The 21,559-nt window shown below is 71.4% G+C and carries 18 protein-coding genes and 1 pseudogene; 10 read left to right on the top strand and 9 right to left on the bottom strand.

Annotated features, from left to right (window positions below; all coding sequences use genetic code 11):
- Position 1: 1 nt before the first annotated feature.
- The 3 genes from ACFV6E_RS15815 to ACFV6E_RS15805 are packed head-to-tail and all read right to left on the bottom strand — an operon-like array spanning position 2 to position 2,696.
- A complete protein-coding gene (locus ACFV6E_RS15815) occupies positions 2-904 on the bottom strand; it encodes a metal ABC transporter permease (protein ID WP_385462069.1) in 903 nt (300 codons plus the stop codon).
- Complete coding sequence (locus ACFV6E_RS15810; protein WP_385159262.1) at positions 904-1,692, bottom strand: metal ABC transporter ATP-binding protein; 789 nt, start codon at positions 1,690-1,692, stop codon at positions 904-906. Before ACFV6E_RS15810 ends, ACFV6E_RS15815 begins: the two co-directional genes overlap by 1 nt.
- Positions 1,693-1,733: 41 nt before the next feature.
- Positions 1,734-2,696 (bottom strand): metal ABC transporter solute-binding protein, Zn/Mn family, encoded by a 963-nt coding sequence (locus ACFV6E_RS15805; RefSeq protein ID WP_385159260.1) that lies wholly within the window; start codon positions 2,694-2,696, stop codon positions 1,734-1,736.
- A gap of 193 nt (positions 2,697-2,889) precedes the next feature.
- Between ACFV6E_RS15805 and ACFV6E_RS15800 the strand changes: the two genes are divergently transcribed.
- The 7 genes from ACFV6E_RS15800 (at position 2,890) to ACFV6E_RS15770 (ending at position 14,486) form a co-directional block, all read left to right on the top strand.
- Positions 2,890-4,269: a glycine--tRNA ligase gene (locus ACFV6E_RS15800; protein WP_385159258.1), complete on the top strand. Its 1,380-nt coding sequence runs from the start codon at positions 2,890-2,892 to the stop codon at positions 4,267-4,269.
- Between the two features lie 371 nt (positions 4,270-4,640).
- Complete coding sequence (locus ACFV6E_RS15795; RefSeq protein WP_385462066.1) at positions 4,641-5,765, top strand: acetyl-CoA carboxylase biotin carboxylase subunit family protein; 1,125 nt, start codon at positions 4,641-4,643, stop codon at positions 5,763-5,765.
- Between the two features lie 300 nt (positions 5,766-6,065).
- Positions 6,066-9,086, top strand: coding sequence for an AMP-binding protein (locus ACFV6E_RS15790; RefSeq protein WP_385462063.1), 3,021 nt, complete (start codon positions 6,066-6,068; stop codon positions 9,084-9,086).
- A gap of 50 nt (positions 9,087-9,136) precedes the next feature.
- Positions 9,137-10,123 (top strand): NAD-dependent epimerase/dehydratase family protein, encoded by a 987-nt coding sequence (locus ACFV6E_RS15785; RefSeq protein WP_385159251.1) that lies wholly within the window; start codon positions 9,137-9,139, stop codon positions 10,121-10,123.
- Positions 10,116-12,074 carry a pyridoxal phosphate-dependent aminotransferase gene (locus ACFV6E_RS15780; protein WP_385462060.1) on the top strand — a complete coding sequence of 653 codons (1,959 nt, stop codon included), beginning with the start codon at positions 10,116-10,118 and terminating at the stop codon, positions 12,072-12,074. The genes ACFV6E_RS15785 and ACFV6E_RS15780 overlap by 8 nt, the downstream gene beginning before the upstream one ends.
- 118 nt (positions 12,075-12,192) lie before the next feature.
- The gene (locus tag ACFV6E_RS15775; RefSeq protein WP_385159247.1) at positions 12,193-12,651 is read left to right on the top strand and encodes a hypothetical protein; all 459 of its coding nucleotides are present in this window, start codon (positions 12,193-12,195) and stop codon (positions 12,649-12,651) included.
- A gap of 53 nt (positions 12,652-12,704) precedes the next feature.
- Positions 12,705-14,486 carry a carbamoyltransferase gene (locus ACFV6E_RS15770; RefSeq protein WP_385159245.1) on the top strand — a complete coding sequence of 594 codons (1,782 nt, stop codon included), beginning with the start codon at positions 12,705-12,707 and terminating at the stop codon, positions 14,484-14,486.
- 133 nt (positions 14,487-14,619) lie between these two features.
- On the opposite strand, the pseudogene ACFV6E_RS15765 reads toward ACFV6E_RS15770, so the two are convergent.
- From ACFV6E_RS15765 to ACFV6E_RS15755, 3 genes and pseudogenes are all read right to left on the bottom strand, one after another.
- A pseudogene (locus tag ACFV6E_RS15765) lies at positions 14,620-15,064 on the bottom strand (NUDIX hydrolase).
- 216 nt (positions 15,065-15,280) lie between these two features.
- Positions 15,281-15,502 (bottom strand): GntR family transcriptional regulator, encoded by a 222-nt coding sequence (locus ACFV6E_RS15760; protein WP_385159373.1) that lies wholly within the window; start codon positions 15,500-15,502, stop codon positions 15,281-15,283.
- Between the two features lie 59 nt (positions 15,503-15,561).
- The gene (locus ACFV6E_RS15755) at positions 15,562-15,840 is read right to left on the bottom strand and encodes a GntR family transcriptional regulator (RefSeq protein ID WP_385462057.1); all 279 of its coding nucleotides are present in this window, start codon (positions 15,838-15,840) and stop codon (positions 15,562-15,564) included.
- A gap of 427 nt (positions 15,841-16,267) precedes the next feature.
- On the opposite strand from ACFV6E_RS15755, the gene ACFV6E_RS15750 reads away from it, so the two are divergent.
- Positions 16,268-16,540, top strand: a complete 273-nt coding sequence (locus ACFV6E_RS15750) for a hypothetical protein (RefSeq protein ID WP_385159239.1) — start codon at positions 16,268-16,270, stop codon at positions 16,538-16,540.
- Between the two features lie 132 nt (positions 16,541-16,672).
- Here the strand turns inward: ACFV6E_RS15750 and ACFV6E_RS15745 are convergent, their stop codons facing one another.
- Positions 16,673-17,734 carry a chitinase gene (locus ACFV6E_RS15745; protein WP_385462054.1) on the bottom strand — a complete coding sequence of 354 codons (1,062 nt, stop codon included), beginning with the start codon at positions 17,732-17,734 and terminating at the stop codon, positions 16,673-16,675.
- 262 nt (positions 17,735-17,996) lie between these two features.
- Between ACFV6E_RS15745 and ACFV6E_RS15740 the strand changes: the two genes are divergently transcribed.
- A complete protein-coding gene (locus ACFV6E_RS15740; protein WP_385159235.1) occupies positions 17,997-19,001 on the top strand; it encodes an aldo/keto reductase in 1,005 nt (334 codons plus the stop codon).
- 26 nt (positions 19,002-19,027) lie between these two features.
- Complete coding sequence (locus ACFV6E_RS15735) at positions 19,028-19,615, top strand: TetR family transcriptional regulator (RefSeq protein ID WP_385159233.1); 588 nt, start codon at positions 19,028-19,030, stop codon at positions 19,613-19,615.
- Positions 19,616-19,714: 99 nt separating this feature from the next.
- Here the strand turns inward: ACFV6E_RS15735 and ACFV6E_RS15730 are convergent, their stop codons facing one another.
- Positions 19,715-19,921, bottom strand: a complete 207-nt coding sequence (locus ACFV6E_RS15730; protein ID WP_385159231.1) for a hypothetical protein — start codon at positions 19,919-19,921, stop codon at positions 19,715-19,717.
- 133 nt (positions 19,922-20,054) lie between these two features.
- Positions 20,055-21,500, bottom strand: coding sequence for an MFS transporter (locus ACFV6E_RS15725; protein WP_385159229.1), 1,446 nt, complete (start codon positions 21,498-21,500; stop codon positions 20,055-20,057).
- Positions 21,501-21,559 lie beyond the last annotated feature (59 nt).

Raw genomic sequence — 21,559 nt, 5'->3', positions numbered from 1 at the left:
GTCAGACGCCGACGCTCCGCTCCGGGGCCCGGGTGGCCGGAATCGCGCACTCCGCGGGGTCACCGGCGCCCGCCGCCGCTGCCGCGGCCCGGGCCCGGCGCCGGGCCAGCGGCGTCGCCAGCGCGGTGAGCACGATGAACGCCGCGATGGTCAGCAGCACGATCGTCGCGCCGGGCGGCACGTCCTGGTAGTACGAGGTCACGGTGCCGCCGAGGGTCACGCTCACGCCGATGGCCACCGCGATCGCGAAGGTCGCCGCGAAGCTCCGGCTGAGCGACTGCGCGGCGGCCACCGGGACCACCATCAGCGCGGAGACGAGGAGCAGCCCCACCACTCGCATGGCGACGGTCACCGTCACCGCGGCCGTCACGGCCGTCAGCAGGTTCAGCGTGCGCACCGGCAGCCCCGTCACCCGGGCGAACTCCTCGTCCTGGCTGACCGCGAACAACTGGCGGCGCAGCCCGACGGTGACCAGCACTACGAACGCCGCGAGCAGGCAGATCGCCGTCACGTCGCTCTCGCTCACCGTCGACAGCGAGCCGAACAGGTACGAGGTGAGATTGGCGTTGGAGCCGCCGGGCGCGAGGTTGATGAACATCACGCCGCCCGCCATGCCGCCGTAGAAGAGCATCGCGAGGGCGATGTCGCCGCGCGTGCGGCCGTACCAGCGGATCAGCTCCATGAGCACCGCGCCGAGCACCGAGACGGCCGTCGCCATCCACACCGGGGAGGCGGACAGCAGGAAGCCGAGGCCGACGCCGGTCATCGCCACGTGGCCGATGCCGTCGCCCATCAGCGCCTGGCGGCGCTGCACCAGGTAGATGCCGATCGCCGGGGCGGTGATGCCGACGAGGACGGCGGCGAGCAGCGCCCGCTGCATGAAGGCGTAGTCGAGGATCTCCATCAGCTCAGCAGTCCCGTCCGGATCGGTTCGGCGTCGTGAGCCGCGTGCGGGTGTACGTGGTCGTGGCCGGGCAGGGCGTGCTGCCCCACGGCCTTCGGGGGCGGGCCGTCGTGCAGTACGCAGCCGTCGCGCAGGACGACCGCGCGGTCGATCAGCGGCTCCAGCGGGCCCAGCTCGTGCAGGACGAGCAGGACCGAGGCGCCCTGGGCGACCTGGCCGCGCAGGGTGGCCGCCAGGATCTCCTGGCTGGCCAGGTCTACGCCCGCCATCGGCTCGTCCATGATCAGCAGTTCCGGCTCGGCGGCCAGCGCGCGGGCGATCAGCACCCGCTGGTGCTGCCCGCCGGACAGCGCGTTCACCGAGTCCCTGGCCCGGTCGGCCATGCCCACCAGGTCCAGGGCCCGGCGGACCGCCTCGTGGTCGGCCTTGCGCAGCACGCCGAAGCGGGCCCGGGACAGCCGCCCCGAGGAGACGATCTCGGTGACGGTCGCGGGCACCCCGCCCGCCGCCGTCGTGCGCTGCGGTACGTAGCCGACGCGCGCCCAGTCACGGAAGCGGCGGCGCGGGGTGCCGAACAGCTCGATCTCGCCGCCGCTGACCGGGACCTGCCCGATGATGCTGCGCACGGCGGTCGACTTGCCGGAACCGTTGGCCCCGAGCAGCGCGACGACCTCACCGCGGCCCACGGTGAGGTCGATGCCGCGCAGGACCGGGCGCGAGCCCAGCTCCGCGGTGACACCGCGCAGGGCTATGACGGACTCGCTCACGGTTCCCTCCGATGTACTCATGCCGATGTGCTCACGTGCCGCGTGCGCACGTGTTCAGCTGCTCACGCGCTGCCGAGTGCCGTCCGCAGCGCCTTCAGGTTGGCGTCCATGACCTGGATGTAGTCGTCGCCCTTCGACTTCTTCGTGATGCCCTCGATCGGGTCGAGGACATCCGTCTTCAGGCTCGCGTCCTTCGCGATGGTCTTCGCCGTCTTGTCGCTGACGAGCGTCTCGTAGAAGACAGTCGAGACACCGTCCGCCTTTGCCATCTTCTCAAGGTCCTTCACCCGGGCCGCGCTGGGCTCCGACTCCGGGTCCAGACCGTTGATGGCCTCCTCGGTCAGGCCGTAGCGCTCGGCGAGATAGCCGAAGGCGGCATGCGTGGTGATGAAGACCTTGGTCCTGGTGTTCTTGAGCCCGTCCGCGTAGCGGGTGTTCAGCGCGTCCAGCTTCTTCACCAGCGCCGCGGTGTTCTTCTTGTAGTCCGCCGCGTGGTCGGGGTCCGCCTTCTGGAAAGCCTTGCCGACGCCCTCGGCGACCTCGGTGTACTTCACCGGGTCGAGCCAGATGTGCGGGTCGGTGCCCCCGGACTCCTCGCCGTGCTCGTCGTCGTGCTCGGCCGCGTGCCCGCCGACTTCGTTGCCGTGCTTCTCCAGGCTGGTCAGCGAGGCCGCGTCGATCTTGGTCTTGACCTCGGACTGCGCCACGGCGTCGTCGACGGCCGGCTGGAGGCTCTTGAGGTAGAGGACCGCGTCCGCCTCCTGGAGCCGGGCGGTCTGCCGCGCGCTGATCTCCAGGTCGTGCGGCTCCTGGCCGGGCTCGGTCAGGGTGGTGACGTTCACGTGCGTCCCGCCGATCTCCTCGGCGAGGTACTGCATCGGGTAGAACGACGCCACCACGTCGAGCTTTCCGCTGTCACCGCCGTCGGCCGCGGAGGAGTCGGAGCAGGCGGAGAGGGTCGCGAGACCGAGGGCGGTGGCCGCCGCGACCGCGGTCCCGGATATAAGGCGTCGTCGTACGTTCATGACACTCATTTTCAACAAATCTGGAAACGATTGTCAACAAGCGCCCGGTCGGTCCGTAACCCCGAACCGATTTGATGCAGGGGGTGGCGGCGCCGGTAACCTGAAGCATTCGCGCGTCTCCCGTATCCCGTACCCCGAGCGCGGAGCCGAGCGTCGCCGCTGAATCCGTCCGTCCCGTAATGAAGAGAGCACCGTGGCCGCCGACAAGATCGACACCATCGTCAGCCTGAGCAAGCGCCGTGGCTTCGTTTTCCCCTGTAGTGAGATCTACGGTGGCCAGCGCGCCGCCTGGGACTACGGTCCGCTCGGCGTCGAGCTCAAGGAGAACCTCAAGCGCCAGTGGTGGCGTTACATGGTCACCTCGCGCGAGGACGTCGTCGGACTCGACTCCTCGGTGATCCTGGCGACCGAGGTCTGGGTGGCCTCCGGTCACGTCGCCACCTTCACCGACCCGCTGACCGAGTGCACCTCCTGCCACAAGCGGTTCCGCGCGGACCACCTGGAGGAGGCGTACGAGGCCAAGCACGGCCGGACGCCCGAGAGCCTCGCCGAGCTCAACTGCCCCAACTGCGGCAACAAGGGCACGTTCACCGAGCCCAAGCAGTTCTCCGGCCTGCTCTCCACGCACCTCGGCCCCACGCAGGACAGCGGCTCCGTCGCCTACCTGCGCCCCGAGACCGCGCAGGGCATCTTCACCAACTTCGCCCAGGTCCAGCAGACTTCGCGCCGCAAGCCGCCGTTCGGCATCGCGCAGATGGGCAAGTCCTTCCGCAACGAGATCACGCCCGGCAACTTCATCTTCCGCACCCGCGAGTTCGAGCAGATGGAGATGGAGTTCTTCGTCAAGCCGGGCGAGGACGAGAAGTGGCAGGAGTACTGGATGCAGGAGCGCTGGAACTGGTACACGGGCCTCGGCATGCGCGAGGAGAACATGCGCTGGTACGAGCACCCGGCCGAGAAGCTCTCGCACTACTCCAAGCGCACCGCCGACATCGAGTACCGCTTCCAGTTCGGCGGCAGCGAGTGGGGTGAGCTGGAGGGCGTCGCCAACCGCACGGACTACGACCTCTCCGCGCACTCCAAGGCCTCCGGCCAGGACCTGTCCTACTTCGACCAGGAGGCCGGCGAGCGCTGGACCCCCTACGTCATCGAGCCCGCGGCCGGTGTCGGCCGGGCGATGCTCGCCTTCCTCCTCGACGCCTACACCGAGGACGAGGCGCCCAACGCCAAGGGCAAGATGGAGAAGCGCGTCGTGCTGCGCCTCGACCCGCGCCTGTCGCCGGTCAAGGTCGCCGTCCTGCCGCTGTCCCGCAACCCGGAGCTCTCCCCGAAGGCCAAGGGCCTGGCGACGGCGCTGCGCCAGCACTGGAACATCGACTTCGACGACGCCGGCGCCATCGGCCGCCGCTACCGCCGCCAGGACGAGATCGGCACCCCGTTCTGCGTCACCGTCGACTTCGACACCCTCGAGGACAACGCGGTCACCGTCCGCGAGCGCGACACGATGAAGCAGGAGCGGGTCTCCCTCGACCAGATCGAGGGCTACCTCGCCGCCCGTCTGATCGGCTGCTGACCCCCGGCCGCCCAGGCGGCCACCCGGTCACCGAAGCCCCCGGCCCGCTCCGCGGAACCGGGGGCTTCCCCGTGCCCGGTCCAATCCGCGCGGCCGATATAGGGGAGGTTTGCGCGGGCCGGTTTCCGCTTTTTATTCGCTTTTACGTGTGATGCTTGACTTCGGCGTCATGTGATCCACCTCACAAGTCGAAATCCATCGGGCCTGTGTCATGATTCACGGGTGCCGGAAAAAATCCGGCCGTCCGCAATGGAATCGCAATAACTTCTCACTGGATCGGCAAGTCGTAACACTGGGGGAGACGACGCATGCCTGCGATGGTGGTTATTGGGTATAGAGAAGATCTTGACGAGGCGTTACGGCGTCGAGGTGTGGACCCCTTCTACGTCGTGCCGACCGCGATCGTCTCCGCGGAGAAACCGAAATTCCGCCGTGTCGCCGACATGGAGAACGTGCAGGAAGTCCTCCGCGCGGTGCTGGCCGAGCCGCTGGACGAGCTCGCGGGTGTGCTCAGCGTCCATGAGATGGGTGTCTTCCCGGCCGCCTGCCTGCGCCGGCAGCTCGGCCTGCCGGGGAACGCGGACGCCCGCAAGGTCCTGAACTTCCGCGACAAGCGACTCCAGAAGAGCCTGCTGCCGCCCGACGTGCGGCACGCGCGGTGCCGGTACCTGCCGGCCGGTACGCCCTACGAGGAGCCGGCCGCCGAGCTCGGCACCCCCTTCGTCGTCAAGCCGGCCACCGGGGCGGGCGCCCAGCGCACCAGCGTCGTCCGCTCGCCCGAGGAGTACGCCCGGGCGTTGAAGCCGTTCTCCGGAGGCTCGGACGTCGAGGTCGTCGCCGAGTCGTTCGTCGACGCGCCCGAGGTCTACCTCGACGGCGTCTGGCAGCACGGCACGCTCCAGTGGTCGTCCCTGAGCAGCAATCACATCTCCCCGCTCAGCGCCGTCCAGGGTGGCGTCCTGGCCGCGCACGTGCTGGACCGACAACGATGTCCGGACCTGTTCGCGCAGGCTGAGGCCATGGCCCGCCGGGTGCTCGGCGCCCTGGACGCGCCCGACTGCGTCTTCCACATGGAGGCGTTCCACCGGCCCGACGGGCTGACCTTCGGCGAATGCGCCGTACGGCTGCCGGGAGCCCTCTCGCCCCGGGTCAACCAACTCACCTACGGCGTCGACCTCCTCGGCGTCGAGATCGCCCTCGCCCTCGGCGAGACGCCCGAGCCGCCGTACGGACACCGGACGCCGGACCGTTTCCACGGATATCTGCTCCTGCGCCGCCCGCGCGTCGGCACGCTGACCCAGGAGGATTTCGAGCGCGCCTTCTCCTTCGACGAACTGCACTATTCCGCCGACCCCGACGCACCGGCCGGTCCTTATGGCCGTATCGGCGAGGCCGTCGTCTCCGACACGGACGAGTCGAGACTCGGGCACACGATCGACGAAATCGCCCGCTTCAACGAGACGGGCGGCGTCCGGGGCGGTTTCTCGCTCGCCTGAAAGCGGCCCGGCCCTGCCCGCCGAATTCGCGAAGCGAAAATACCTTCCCTTTACGGTCGACTCATCGAGAACGATCCGCGGTTATTTCGCTGTGCATAGCCGTGCATATATGCAGGCGATTATCGGAGTGCGGTCGGTCCCGCCACTCGTCGCGACGCGGCACGGCCGCCACGCGTCCCGGATTCCGTACGGCCGCCTGTCCCGGCCCGCCGTCACCGCCGGTCGGCCCACCCCTTCGCCAGTACGTGCGCGCCGATCCACCCAGTTCCGGTCCCACCTCGATCGGGGGTCTTCACCGTCATGTCGGACATACGTCACGCCACAAGCGTCACGACGCTTCCGCAGCTCCTCGAACGCGCCGCACAGGACACCACCCGCGGCGTCACCTTCGTCGACGGCCCGTTCGTCTCCTACGCCGACCTGCGCGAGGACGCGCTGCGCATCGCCCAGGGCCTGCGGGCCCGGGGCACCGCGCCGGGCGACCGCGTCCTGGTCGCGGCCGGCGAGCCCGAGCCCTTCTTCCGCGCCTTCTGGGGCTGCCTGCACGCGGGTGCCGTGCCCTGCCCGATCGCGCCGCCCGCCGACCCCTCCCGGCTGCGCCCGCTCCTCGAGCACCTGCGTGCGCTCCTCGGCGATCCGCTGGTCGTCGTGGACAAGGCGCACGACGAGCTGCCCGACGTGGGGCTGACCACGGTGACCGTGGAGGAGCTGGACACCGCCCCGGCCGGGCCGGAGCCCGGCCACGCGGCCGGCCCGGACGACCTCGCCCTGCTGATGCTCACCTCCGGGTCGACCGGATCGAGCAAGGCGGTCCGGCTCACCCACGCGAACCTGCTCGCGGCGCAGGCCGGAAAGTCGGGGGCGCTGGACCTGGGGCCCGCGGACACCATGCTGAACTGGATCTCCGCCGACCACATCGCGGCCATCGAGGCGCACCTGCTGCCGATGCGCAACGGCGCGGACCAGGTCATCGCGACCCCGGCCACCGTGCTCGCCGACCCGGTCGGCCTGCTCAGGCTCCTGACGACCCACCGGGTGCGGGTGACGTTCACCCCCAACTTCCTCTTCGGGCAGATCAATCAGGGCCTCGCCCGCGCGGCCGGAACCGTGTCCGGCGTCGATCTCTCGCGGATCCGGTACATCATCTCCGGCGGCGAGGCGACCGTGACCGCCACCGTGCGGTCGTTCCTGGACGCCCTGGCCCCCTACGGGCTGCGCGGCGACGTGGTCGTGCCCGCGTTCGGGATGACCGAGACGTGCGCGGGCAGTGTCTTCAACCGCGAGTTCGCAGACCGCGACCTCGGCGCGGAGTTCCCGCCGCTGGGCCGTCCGGTGGCGGGGCTGAGCATCCGGATCGTCGACGGCACCGGCACGGTGCTCTCCTCGACCGACCGACCGGTCTCGGCCGACCGACCGGTCTCGGCCGACCGACCGGTCTCGGCCGACCGACCGGTCTCGGCCGATCACCCGGTCTCGACCGACCAACTCGCCCCGGCTGACCACCCGGTCTCGGCCGATCACCCGGTCTCGGCCGACCACCCGGTCTCGACCGACCAACCCGCCCCGGCCGATCACCCGGTCTCGGCCGATCACCCGGTCTCGATCGACCAACCCGCCCCGGCCGATCACCCGGTCTCGATCGACCACCCCGCCCCGGCCGACCACCCCGCCTCCGAGGCATCCGGCGAGGTGCAGCTGCGCGGGACCATGGTCACCGGCGGGTACTTCGGCAACCCCGGGGCCACCGCCGAGGCGTTCACCGACGACGGCTGGTTCCGCACCGGCGACCTGGGCCGGCTCGACGCCTCCGGGCGGCTGACCCTCGTCGGCCGCACCAAGGACTCCATCATCGTCAACGGGGTCAACTACTACAGCCACGACCTGGAAGCGGTCCTCGACGAACTCGACGGCGTCCGGCGCGGACAGGTCACCGCCTTCCCGATCCGGCCCGCGGGCGCCGACTCCGAACAGCTCGCCGTCGCCTTCGCACCGGCCGGTGACCCCGCCGACGAGACCGCCCTCTACCGCACGCTCGTCGCGATCCGCAGCTCCACGGTGATGCACTGGGGCTTCCGCCCCCAGCTGATCCTGCCCGTCACCGAGGCGCAGATTCCGCGCGGCAACCTCGGCAAGGTGCAGCGCTCCCGGCTGCGTACGGCCGTCGAGTCCGGGGCGCTGGACGCGGCGGTCCGGCGCGCCCAAGAGGTGACCGGCCGCTTCCTCGGCGACCACGTGGAGCCGGCGGGCGAGGACGAGACCGCGCTGGCCCGGGTCTTCGCCGAGGTGCTGGACGTCGAGCGGGTCCCGGCCACCGCGAGCTTCTTCGACCTGGGCGGCACCTCGCTCGACGTGCTGCGGCTCAAGCTCCACGTCCAGCGCGCCTTCGGCCTGGACGACCTGCCCATGGCGACGCTCCTCCAGGCCCCGAGCGTGCGGGCGCTGGCGGCCCGGCTGGCCGCCTCGGCGTCCGGCGCGGGCGGCGACGCCGCCTACGACCCGCTGGTCCCGCTCCAGGTCACCGGCGAGGGCACCCCGCTGTTCTGCGTCCACCCGGGCCTCGGCGAGGTGCTGGTCTTCGTCAACCTCGCCAAGTACTTCACCGGGGAGCGGCCCTTCCACGCGCTGCGGGCCCGGGGCTTCGGGCAGGGGGAGACGCACTTCGCCTCCTTCGAGGAGATGGTCGGCGCGTATGTCGCGGCGATCCGCCGGACCCGGCCGAGCGGCCCGTACGCCGTGGCGGGCTACTCCTACGGCGGGGCCGTCGCGTTCGAGATCGCCAAGCGGCTGGAGGCCGAGGGCGAACGGGTCGACTTCGTCGGCGTCTTCAACCTGCCCCCGCGCATCTCGGACCGGATGAACGAGATCACCTTCACCGACGGCGCCATCAACCTGGCGCTGTTCCTCGAACTCATCGACCCCGCCGACATCCCCGGACTGACCGCGACGCTGCGCCCGCTGCCCGAGGCCGACCAGCTCGCCCACCTCGTCGAGCACGCCCCGCCCGCGCGGCTGGCCGAACTCGACCTGAACACCGAGCGGTTCGGCGCCTGGGTGCGCCTGGCGCAGAGCATGGTGCACCTGGGCCGCGACTACGAGCCGTCCGGCACGGTCGAACGGGTGCGGGTCTTCTACTGCACCCCGCTCAAGGGCACCAAGCAGGAGTGGCTGGACGGCCAGCTCCGCGACTGGGACGAGTTCACCCGGGAGACCAACAGCTACATCGAGGTGGACGGCGAGCACTACACGCTGATGAGCCCCCAGCACGTCCAGAGCTTCCAGGCGACCCTGCGCGCGGAGCTGGGCCGTGCGCTGGACCGGTGACCCGCGACTACCCGCCTGACCACCTCCGACCCGACCGGGAGCGACTGACCATGCAAGGCAAGAGGATTCTCGTCACCGGCGCCACCGGACAGGTCGCGCGCCCCGTGGCCGAGGCGCTCGCCGCCGGCAACGAGGTGTGGTGCCTCGGCCGGTTCGGCGACGCCGGGGCCCGCAAGGCCCTGGAGACCGCGGGCGCCCGTACCGTCGTCTGGGACATGGCCGCCGACGGACTCGACGGACTGCCGCAGGACTTCACCCACGTACTGCACTCGGCCGTCCACCGGGGCGACGGCCGCGACTTCGAGGAGACCGCGCGCGTCAACGCGGTGAGCACCGCGCGCCTGATGACGCACTGCGCCACCGCCGAGGCGTTCCTCTACGTGTCCTCCGGGGTCGTCTACAACCGGGCCGACGCCACCCACCGCTACCGGGAGAGCGACCCGGTCGGCGGCGCGGCGCCCTGGCTGCCCACGTACCCCGTCGCCAAGCTCACGGCCGAGGGCGTGGCCCGCGGCCTCGCCGAGAGCCTGCGGCTGCCGACGGTCATCGCCCGGCTGAACATCGCCTACGGCCCGTACGGGCACGGCGGTGTGCCGGTCATCCTCTTCGAGCAGCTGCGCGGCGGCCGGGCCCCCGCGGTGCCGCGCGAGGGCCAGAACTACTGCAACCTGCTCCACACCGACGACGTGGTCCGGCAGGTGCCGCTGCTCTGGGCGGCAGCCCGCACACCCGCGCAGGTGGTGAACTGGGGCGGTGACGAGGAGGTCGGCATGACCGACCTCCTCGGGTACATGTCCGCCCTCACCGGCGTCCCGGCCCGCTTCGACCGCGAGTCACCCAGCCGCGAGACGGCGCTCTTCGACCACCGGGTCCGCCGTCACCTCATCGGCGACTGCACCGTCGACTGGCGCCCGGGCATCGCCCGCACGCTGGCCGGGATGTACCCGGAGTACCGCGACCGGATCGAGGCGCACCTCGCCACCGGCGGCGGCGCGGCGTCCGGCGCCGCCGGGGGAGCGGAGGACGGCGATGCGTAGGCACGCGGACGTCACCGAGCTGCGGCGGGTGCTGTGCGCCGGGTCGGAGTCCGGCCTGCCGGCCGGCAGGCCGGACCGGCTCGGTCTGCATCCCGAGGGGTCCGCTCCGGCCGACGGGTGGGACCCGGAGCGCCCCACCCTGCTCGGGGGCGTCCCCCAGGGCCCGAGCAGCCCCGCTCCCGGCCCGCTCGCGGTGACCGCACTCCGCGAACAGGCGGCTCGGTCGGGCATCGGGCAGATCCTCGTGCCGTACGTGCGCCGCAGCGACGACACCGGCCCGCTGCGCGCGGCCGGGTTCACCGCCGTCGCCGCGGGCAGCGAGGGGCTCGTACGGCTGCCCGGCGAGGTGGCCGACGTGCTGCGCGGCCGGGTCGGCGAGCGGCGGTTCGGCGAACTGCGCGCCCGCCACGCGGAGCACCGCGAGCTGAGCTGGGAGCCGACCGGGCTCGGCGACCTGTCCGGGCGGCCGGAGGCACGCGAGGCGTTCGCCGCCCTGCACCGGCGGGAGACGGGGCGCGGCGCGCTGTGGACCGCCGAGGCGCTCGACGCCCTGGCCCGGGGGCCACTGGCGGACCGCACCGAGCTGCTGCTGCGCCGCCGCGGCGGCGACGTCGTACAGGCCGGGCTGCTGGTCCGCTCGTACAACGGGCGCGGGATCCACAGCCTCACCCAGGCCCTGGCCCCCGACACCGCGGCCGCACGGCAGGCCCTGTACGAGGCGTCCCTGTACGAGCTGTACCTGCACGCCCGGCGCACCGGCCTGGAGTGGGTCCACCTGGGCCCCGGCGACGCCGAACGGATGCGGGCCCTGGGCGCCGACCACTTCGTGGCCCTCGACCACTGGCTGTCCGCCCCGGACCTGAAGGCAGGGCCCGAACAGCCCCCCGAGCCCGCGGAGATCCAGGTCTCGGCCTTCGCCACGGAACCGGTCGCCGCGGTGCCGGTCCCGGGACCGGCGCGCTTCCGCGGCCGGCCCAAGTTCGACCTGCTCGACCTCTCCGGCAACACCAACCCGTTCCTCGGGGCGGACGGACGCTACCCCGAACTGGACACGGCCGAGCTGGCCCGTACGTACCTGAGCACCGTCGGACGGCTGCCCGGGCACACGGGGCTCGGCGAACTCGGGCCCGAGTGGGCCCTGTTCACCAGCGGGGCCGTCGACGCCGTCATGCTGCTCCTCGCCGCGCTGGCCGCACCGGGCGACGCGGTCTGCGTCACCCCGCCGACCTTCGAGCTGTACGCGCACTTCGCCCGCGTGCTGCGGCTGCCGGTCGTCGAGGCGCCGCTGCTCGGCGAGGACCTGACGCGCCTCGACGTCGAGCGGATCCTGTCGGCCGGGCCGCGCGTGACGTTCCTGTGCGACCCCAACAACCCGGTCGGCACCCGGCTCGACCGGGAGCAGGTGCTCGACCTGATCACCCGCAGCCGCGGCCTGGTCGTGATCGACGAGGCGTACGTGGAGTTCAGCGCGGGTCCGTCGTACGCCCCGCTCGTCGCCCGGCACGACAACCTCATCGTGCTCAGGACGCTCTCCAAGGCGTGGGGACTGGCCGGGGCCCGCTGCGGAGTCGCCCTGGCACAGCCGGGGCTCGTCGAGGCGCTGCGCCGGGTCCAGGTGCCCTTCGGGTTCACGGGCGCCTCGCAGCGGGCGGTCCGCGACCGGCTCACCGACTCCGCGCGGGTGCTGGACTCCGTACGGCGCATCCTGGCGGAGCGGGACCGGATGGCCCGTGAGCTCGCCCGGCACCCGGCCGTGGAGCGGGTGTTCCCCTCCGAGGCCAACTTCCTCCTGGTCCGCACGCACCGGCACGAGCACGTCATGGAGCGGCTGCGGGACGCCGGGATCATGGTCGCCGACACCGCCCGTCTTGTCCCCGGCACCTGCCGTGTCTCCATCGCCGACGAGCGGGCCAACGACACCCTGCTCGACGCCCTGTCCACCGTGCAGTGACGCCACCCCGTCCCGGGTGCGGTGAGCCGCCGGGACACCACCCCGTCCCGGGGCCGGTGAGCCGCCGGCCGACCGCCGCGCCACCTGGCACCCGGGACCGAACCGAAAGGACCGGCCCGTGGGCGACCGCCCCCGCACCGACCACCGAAGCGCGCCCGACCGCCCGCTGACCAGCGAGGTCGTCGCCGAGAACTACGACCGCTGGAGCCCGCCGCTGCACGCGGACTTCGCCGCGAACGAGCACAACGGCCGGGTCGGCAGCATCCTGCTGGCCGACACCGAGAGCGTGCGCGTCTGGCAGACGCGCCTGGACCCGGGCGAGCGCCTCCCCGTCCACCGTCATGTCCTCGACTACCACTGGATCGCCCTCACCGACGGCCGCGCCCGCCAGCACCTGGGCGACGGCACCAGCCGGGAGATCACCTACGCCCGCGGGCAGACGAGGTACTTCACCGTCGCCGGCGGCGGACACCACCTGCACGACCTGAGGAACATCGGCGACGAGGCGCTGTCCTTCCTGACCGTCGAGTCCAAGGACGGCCCGAACGCGCCGATCGACCTCGGGCGGGAACCGTGACGGCCGCCGTACGGCCGGGGCGCAACCATCCTCACCAGGGAGGCTGAACCGACGTGATCGTGCTCGGATACAACGGATTCACCAACGGCGCCGACATCTTCGGGCGCCTCTTCGGGTCGACCGGCGTCGCCCGCAACCTGCTCGTGGGCCACGACGCGTCGGCGGCCCTCGTGGTCGACGGCGAACTCGTCGCCGCCGTAGAGGAGGAGCGGCTCAGCCGCGTCAAGAAGACCTCCGACTTTCCCGCCCACGCGATCCGGTGGTGCCTGGACCAGGCCGGCGTCCCCCTGGACCGGGTGGACGTGGTCGCCTTCCCCTGGCGCTTCTCGCCCGAGGTGGCCGACGAGATGATCACCGAGATCGCCTCGGGCGGCCGGTCGCCCGCCGAGAAGTTCGACGTCCTGCGGCGCGTCGGCGAGTTCTACACCGACATGGTCAGCCGTGAGGCGGTCCACGACGACTTCGTGCGCCGCACCGGCCACGACCTCGACCCCAACAAGCTGGTCCTGGTCCCCCACCACCTGGCCCATCTGACGTGCGGCGCCTATCTGGCCGGGGGCGGGGACGCGGCGTTCCTGGTGAGCGACGGACGGGCCGAGACGCTGTCCTCGGTGATGGGCGAGGTGCGCGACGGCGTGGTGCGCCTCTTCGAGGACCGCAGCATCCCGATGACCAGCTCGCTCGCCGTGGCCTACGGACGCATCACCCGCTACCTCGGCTTCGTCCCCAACAACGACGAGTACAAGGTGATGGGCCTGGCCGCCTACGGCCCGTCGCCGCGCCGCAATCCCCTGCTGGAGCGCTGCGTCCGGCTGCACGAGGACGGCACGTACACCGTGGACGTCCCCGCGGACGTGACGGCGTACTACGCGCTCTTCGACGATCTGTTCGGCGGGGACGGCGAGAAGCGCGAGGAGTTCGACTTCCGGGTGAAGGTCGCCGCCATGGCCCAGCACATGGTGGAGGCCGTCACCGCCCACCAGGTGCGGGCGCTGACGGCCCTCTCCTCGTCGGACACCCTGCTGTTCGAGGGCGGTCTCGCGCTGAACTGCGTGGCCAACACCAAGATGCTGGAGCGCTCGCCGTTCACCGCCATGGAGGTCAGCTTCGGCGCGAGCGACCCGGGGGTGGCCATCGGCGCGGCCGTGTACACGGCCGGACTCAGAAACCGCCCCGCCGACGCCGTCACCACCCCCTACCTCGGCCCCTCCTACGACGAGCCGCACGTCCTGGAAGTGCTCCAGGAGTACGCCGACCGTGTCGAGTGGCAGGAGGAGGCCGACGTCGAGGCGGTCACCGAGCGCACGGCCGGGCTGCTGGCCGAGCCGAACGTCGTCGCCTGGTTCCAGGGGCGCGCCGAGTACGGGCCGCGCGCCCTGGGCAACCGCAGCATCCTCGCCAACCCGGCCTTCCCCGAGATCAAGGACGTCATCAACCTCCGGGTCAAGCACCGCGAGCCGTTCCGCCCCTTCGCCCCGGTCGTCCTCGAGTCCGAGGCGCCCCGGGTGTTCGAGCTGGGCAAGAAGACCTCGTCGCCGTACATGACGTTCGTCTTCCCGGTCCGCGAGGAGTACCGCGAGCGGATACCCGGGGCCTGCCACGTCGACGGCACCGCACGCGTGCAGACCGTCGACGACCGGCAGAACCCGGTGCTGGCCGGTCTGCTGCGCGCCTTCACGGACCGGACCGGCGTGCCCTGCCTGCTCAACACGTCCTTCAACGTGGCCGGCGAGCCCATCGTCTGCTCGCCGCGCGACGCCCTGGAGTGCCTGCTCGCCACGGAGATCGACCACCTGGTCATCGGCCGCTTCGTGATCACCAAGAAGTCCGGCTGACCGAGTACACCTCCTGCCACGAGCGGTTCCGCGCGGACCAGCCCCCGGTTCCTTTCCGCACGCGGAACCGGGGCTTTCCCAGCCAGAACGCCGCGGACTCGGCGAACGGGGTCCGGGCCGTGAGCTGTACGGCTCAGACTGCGATGACCTGCTGGGCCAGCAGCAGTGCAAGCGGGCCCCCTTGAAGCAGGAATCGTCCCTCGGTGGCGGCCCGAATCGCGTCCGGCATCGGCCACCACATGAGTTCGAAGCCCTCCTCGCTGGGTGTGAGCCGCTGCGGGCCACAGGTGAGACCTTCGGCCAGGAAGAGGTGGATGCGGGCGGTGCAGTCCAGGGTGATGGCGTACGAGCCGAGGGACTGCCAGGTCCGGGCGGTGACGCCGGCTTCCTCGCGCAGCTCGCGCCGTGCGCACTCTTCCGGTGTCTCGCCGTCTTCCCGGCGCCCCCCCGGGCAGGAACACGTAATCGCCGCCGTGCTGGGGGAATGCAGAGGTCAGAACGGCGACCGTGCCGCCCGCGTCTCGGGCGACGATGACGGAGGCGTCGCGCACCGCTCCTCGCCGGGATGAGTCGGTCATGGCCGGGAGCGTAGCCGCCTACTGATGACGTACGCCGTCTTCGCGATCCACGGTGTCCTCGCGGCCTCCGTGCGCGGCCGGGTCACCCCGCGGCCCCGCGTCATGACCTGGCTGCGACGAAGCATCGCGGGCTCGTTCGTGGCCCTGAGCGCGGAACTGGCGCTGAGTCCCAGGCCTTCGCAGGGGCAGCAGGGGCGAGTCACCCCGTCGACGGAGCTACGTCACGAAGAAGCCGCGAGGGATCACCTTGCGCAAGCGCCGCTCGGTCACGAGGACGCCGACGGCGCGCACGGCCGTGGACTGACTGATGTCGTACTCCGCCGCGATGGCCACCGTCCCGGGGAACTTGTCTCCACTGCGCCATTCACCGGCATCAAGGCGTCGGCGTAGGTCGTCGGCGACCTGACCGGCGAACGGAATCGAACGGTCTAGCTCCACAGTGGTCAACCTGAGTAATGGTGGGATGAGGTGGTCGGCACCCGTCTCCTGCGCCCACGCTAGCCCTCGTCCGCCGCCTCGTCCTCGTCGACGGTGACAACGAAAGTTCCCCGCTGCGGCACGGTGAAGACTTCCCCCGCGTCGACGAGGACGGCGATGGCCCGCCGCACGGTGGTCCGGGCGATGCCGTACTGCTGGACAAGCTGAGTCTCCGACGCGATGGCCCGCCCGGGTGCCCAATCGCCCCGAGCGATGCGTGCTCGCAGAATCTCCGCAAGCTGGCGGTACGGGGTGAGGGGTGCCCCGTGATCAATGTCTGCATCCGGATCAATGGCCATAGGCAGACGCTAGGCGTATGCCGACGTGCGGGCACTTTGGGCTATGTGTAGATACGTGGCGATACAAGGCGCTACATCGGGTTAGCGACAAAAAGTGCCCCCGGGCCGGCCGGGCAAGGGCCAATCCCAGGGGCTGACCGAACAACGGAGGTTCGGCTGTGCGAGACCTTATCTGTAGGCTTGTCGGGCTGCTGTTTCCGGGGAGGGGCAAGCATCGTTCCAAGGAAGCCCCGCGATCCGTACCGCCTCGTCCTGCGCCGTGTGTCCGCGCACCCAAGGAAACCGCCCCGCTGGACGCCGGTGAGGTGGTCATGGTCCGCCCGTATCTCGCGGCGTGGGAGCGGCAAAGGGAGGGTCGGTGGCGAAGTGGCCGCCGTGCCGCCTTCGTCCTGGCGACCGTCGGCGTCGACTTCCACGAGGTGAGCGCATGACCGCCCTGCGGCTGCTGCCGTGGTCCGGGCCGGACGGGAAGCCCGCGTTCCTGAGCACCGACGACGAGGGCGGCTTCCTCTCCCGGGTGGCGGACGAGGCGGAGGCGGCGCAGCTTGCCGCCGCTGAGCAGGTCCTCGGCCTGGTAGGCCAGTTGGTGTCAGAGGCCGGCGTCGGTCCGGGTGAGCTGCGGTACGCGGTCAGGCGGTTGGCCGAGTGCCTGACGGACGCGTTGCGGGTGGCGGAGTCACGAGGGGCGCGCCTGCCCTGACCGGCGGTTCCCTCGCCTCGTACTGCGGGCTCGGGCTTTGCGTAGGCGGCAGGCCGCAGGAGCACGGTAGGGCGGGGCGGGTACCGGCAGCGCGACGGGTCGCTGCCGCTACCCGTTCGGCCCGCTACCCGCTCAACGCCCCTGAAGCGCCTTGACGTTGTCCCCGAAGGTCCAGTTCTTCGACCCGTCCCAGTTGAGGGACCAGGTCATCAGGCCCTTCAGGCTCGTGCCGTAGTGCTGCCAGGCCTCGGACACCTGGGCGGTGGTCAGATAGCCGCCGCCCGCGCCGGACTGCGCCGGGAGTCCGGGCACCTGCTTGTCGTAGGGCACCTTGACGGTGGTGCCCTGCACGACGAGCCCGTCGTTCAGGCAGTCGGTCTGGGCGACGAAGCCCTCGACGGTGCCGGCGGCGTACGAGTCCCCGGAGCAGCCGTACATGCTGCCGTTGTAGTACTGCATGTTCAGCCACCACAGGCGGCCGTTGTCCGCGTACTTCTTGATGACGGGCAGGTACGCGCCCCAGATGGAGCCGTAGGTGACGCTGCCCCCGGTGACGTACGCCGTCTCGGGGGCCATGGTCAGGCCGAAGTTCGAGGGCATCGCGGCGAGGATGCCGTCGATGATGCGGATGAGGTTGGACTGCGAGGCGGAGGGCTGGTCGATGTCGCCGCTGCCGCTGAGGCCGGTCTCGATGTCGATGTCTATCCCGTCGAAGTTGTACTGCTTCAGGATCGGCACGATGGTCTCGACGAACCGGTCCGCGACCGCGGTCGAGGTCAGGTCGATGCCGGCCGTCGCGCCGCCGATCGACAGCAGGATCGTCCGGCCCGACGCCTTCGCCGCGCACATCTCCGCCGGGGTCGCGACCTTCACGCCCGAGTCCATCCCGTCCTCCCACAGGGCGGTGCCGTCCGAGCGGATGACGGGGAACGCGGCGTTGAGGACGTTGTAACCGTGGGCGCCGATGGCGGAGTCGGTGATCGGGGTCCATCCGAACGGCGGGTGGACCCCGTTGGCGGAGCCGTCCCAGTTCTCCCAGTAGCCCTGGAGGACCTTGCCCTCCGGCTTCGATTTGACCGCGCAGGTGTCGTCGGCGGTTGTGGCGGCGGCGCCGGGGGCCAGTCCGAGGGTGAGCGGGGCGAGACAGGCGGCCGCCAGCGCGGCGGTGAACAGGCGCAGTTTCCGTACGGTCATGCGGTTCCTCCTGTGGGGGCGGCCGGTGGGGCGGCCGGTGAGGGGTACATGTCGCAGGCATGACACTCGCGTGGTCTGGACCTCTAGTCAATAGGTCTGGACCACTTCGCCGGACGTCGGAGGCAGGGTGTCGGCCGCCGGTCGTCGACTGTCAACTGACAGATATTGAAATCTGTCAGTTGTCGTGCGAGGGTGGGCGCAGCACAGTGGATGTACGTCCCGCCCCGGCGCGCCCGTCGCTCCGGGAACCCAAGGAGTCCTCATGCGAACGCGCCCCCTCGGAACCACCGGCCCCCAGGTCTCCGCCCTCGGCCTCGGCTGCATGGGCATGTCCGCCCTGTACGGCGAGGCCGACCGGGCCGAGTCGATCGCCACGATCCACGCCGCGCTCGAAGCGGGCGTCACCCTGCTCGACACCGGCGACTTCTACGCCATGGGCCACAACGAGATGCTGATCGGCGAGGCGCTGCGCGCGGCCCCCGCGGCCCGCCGCGAACAGGCGCTGCTCAGCGTGAAGTTCGGCGCCCTGCGCGACCCGGACGGCGGCTGGTCCGGCTACGACGGCCGCCCGGCGGCGGTGAAGAACTTCGCGGCGTACTCGCTCCAGCGGCTCGGCGTGGACCACATCGACGTCTACCGGATCGCCCGCGTCGACCCCGGCGTGCCGATCGAGGAGACGGTCGGCGCCATCACGGAGCTGGTCGAGGCCGGACACGTGCGGCACATCGGCCTGAGCGAGGTCGGCGCGGAGACCATCCGCCGGGCCGCGTCCGTCGCCCCGGTCTCCGACCTCCAGATCGAGTACTCCCTCATCTCCCGGGGCATCGAGGACAAGATCCTGCCGGTCACCCGGGAACTCGGCATCGCCGTCACCGCGTACGGCGTGCTGTCGCGCGGGCTGATCTCCGGTCACTTCACACCGGACCGGCAGCTGGGGGCGGGCGACTTCCGCGCCTTCAGCCCCCGCTTCCAGGGCGAGAACCTGCGGCACAACCTCACCCTCGTCGAGGCGCTGCGCAAGATCGCCGAACAGAAGGGCGTCAGCGTCGCGCAGATCGCCATCGCCTGGGTGCTCTCGCGCGGCGACGACATCGTGCCGCTGGTGGGCGCCCGTACCCGGGAGCGGCTCGGCGAGGCGCTCGGCGCCCTGGACGTCACGCTGGACGCGGCCGACCTGGCGGCGATCGAGGAGGCGGTGCCCGCGGACGCGGCGGCCGGGGAGCGCTACCCCGAGGCGCAGATGGCACACCTCGACAGCGAGCGCTGACCGCGCCGCCGGGTACGGTTTCGGACATGGCACCGACCACCGAGACCCTGACCGCCGAGCGCATCCTCGAAGCGACCGAGGAGGTGCTGCGCCGGCACGGCCCGGCGAAGGCGACCGTGGTCGACGTGGCCCGCGCGCTCGGCGTCAGCCACGGCAGCGTCTACCGCCACTTCCGTACCAAGGCGGCGCTGCGGGAGGCGGTCACCGAGCGCTGGCTGCACCGTACGTCGGAGCGGCTGGCCGGGATCGTCGCCGAGGACCGGGGCCCGGAGGACCGGCTGCGGGACTGGCTGGCGGCGCTGTTCGCCGCCAAGCGGCACAAGGCGGGCGACGACCCCGAACTGTTCGCCACCTACCAGGTGCTGATCGGTGAGACGAGCGAGGTCGTCGACCGGCACATAGCCGACCTCACCGGACAGCTCGCCCGCGTCATCGGCGACGGCGTCGCCGACGGCACGTTCGCCGCCGGTGACGTCCCGGCCGCGGCGCGCGCCGTCTTCGACGCCACCAGCCGCTTCCACGACCCCTGTTACGTCCGCGACTGGCGGCAGCCCGGCATCGACGAGGCGTTCACCGCGGTAGTGGAGCTGACGCTGCGCGGCCTGCGCGCGTAGGCACCCCCGGGGCCCGCGCCCGCCTCAGGGGGCGCAGGACGCGCGCCCGCCGGGCCGAGGGCGCTCGACCGGTACCGGGGAGAACCGGTCCACAGGCTCTCAGGTCTCCGCCGGGTCCACCGTCGCCTGGTGGGCGTCGGCGAGGTGTTCCTCCGCCTTCAGCCAGGGCAGGAACTGCGCCGCCTTCCGCCAGCCGCACGTGTCGCATCTGATGGTCCGCTGCACGCCCGTGCGCTGCACCCGGACCACGTGCTCGCGCCCGTGCTGGTCCCAGCGGCTCACCTTGCTCGTGTTGATCTGCACCATGACGCCCGACTGCCCCCTCCGCACGCGACCGCTCGGCCCGCGCAGCAAGGAGTGTGCAGCAGAACCAACATCAACGGGGCGGTTTGCGCGGAGGCCGGTCCGGCCGGTGGTGGCGGGGGAGCGCCGGCGCGGTCTACGCCTGGACCTTCGCCGCCTCGCGCACGTCCGTCGCCCGGAGGCGCTGCGCCGTGTGCTCGGCGGTGCGGCGGGCCCACGTGCCGCTCGTCAGGATGCCGAGGACCAGGACCAGCAGACCGCAGCCGGTCAGGATCCACCAGCCGGGACGGGACGCGGAGACGAAGGCGTCCCGGTACGAGGAGGAGCCGACGCCCGAGGCGATGACCGCCCCGATCACCGCGACGCCGAGCGTCTGGCCGATCTGCCGGCTGGTCGAGGCGACCGCGGCGGCGACCCCGGCCTGGGTGCGGGGCATGCCGGAGACCGCGGTGTTGGTGATCGGGGCGTTCACGAACCCGAAGCCCAGGCCGAACAGGACGTAGCCGATGACGAGCGTGACGTTCGACGTCTCCGCCTCGAAGGCGGCGAACAGCACCCCGCTGACGGTCATCGTGACCCCGGCGATCAGCAGCGGCAGGCGCGGCCCCCGGCTGCCGACCAGGCGGCCCGACAGCGGCGCGGACAGGAAGCACATGAGGGCCATCGGCAGCATCCACAGGCCCGCGTGCAGCGCGTCGAGTCCGCGTACGTTCTGGAGGTAGAGCGAGGAGAGGAAGAGGAAGCCGGCGAGCGCCGAGAACGCGCTGACCGCGATCACCGTGGCCCCGCTGAACGGTGCCGAGCGGAAGAAACGCAGCTCGATGAGGGGTTCGGCGCGGCGCGGCTCGTAGCGCAGGAGGGCCAGCAGGGCGGCCAGGGCGACGGCGCCGAGCAGGCAGGTGCGGGCCGCGGGGGAGTTCGGCGCCTCGATGATGGCGTAGGTCAGGGAGCCGAGGAGGACGATGACCAGGACCTGGCCGACCGGGTCGGGGCGGCGGGCCTTCGGCGCGCGGGACTCGGGCACGAAGCGCAGGGTGAGCAGCAGCGCGGCCAGGCCGACCGGGAGGTTGAGCCAGAAGATCGAGCGCCAGCCGACCGACTCCACCAGCAGTCCGCCGACCACCGGGCCCGCGGCCATGGCTATGCCGACGACGGCGCCCCACACGCCGATCGCGCGGGCGCGCTCGCGGGGGTCGGTGAAGGTGTTGGTGATGATCGACATCGCGACCGGGTTCAGCATCGAGCCGCCGACCGCCTGCACCATGCGGAAGACGACCAGCGAGCTCAGGTCCGGGGCCAGCGAGCACAGGACCGAGCCGAGGGTGAACAGCACCAGGCCCGCCGAGAAGACCTTGCGGCGGCCGATCCGGTCGGCGGTCGAACCGGCGAGCATCAGCAGCGAGGCCAGCACGAGCGTGTACGCGTCGATCGTCCACTGGAGGCCGGACACATCGGCGTCCAGGTCCTTCTGCATGGAGGGGAGGGCGACGTTCAGAACCGTGTTGTCCAGGCTCACGATCAGCAGGCTCATACAGCAGATCGCGAGCACCAGCATGCGGCGGCGGTGACTCAGCTCGGGCATCTCCCCAGCCTACGCCGCTTTCGGTAGTGCGCCTAACTAATGACTGCTACACGATCTTC

The organism is Streptomyces sp. NPDC059785, assembly GCF_042732375.1.
GTDB lineage: Bacteria > Actinomycetota > Actinomycetes > Streptomycetales > Streptomycetaceae > Streptomyces.
Note: the sequence above shows the minus strand (reverse complement) of the source record. Positions and strands in the feature narration are given on the sequence as shown.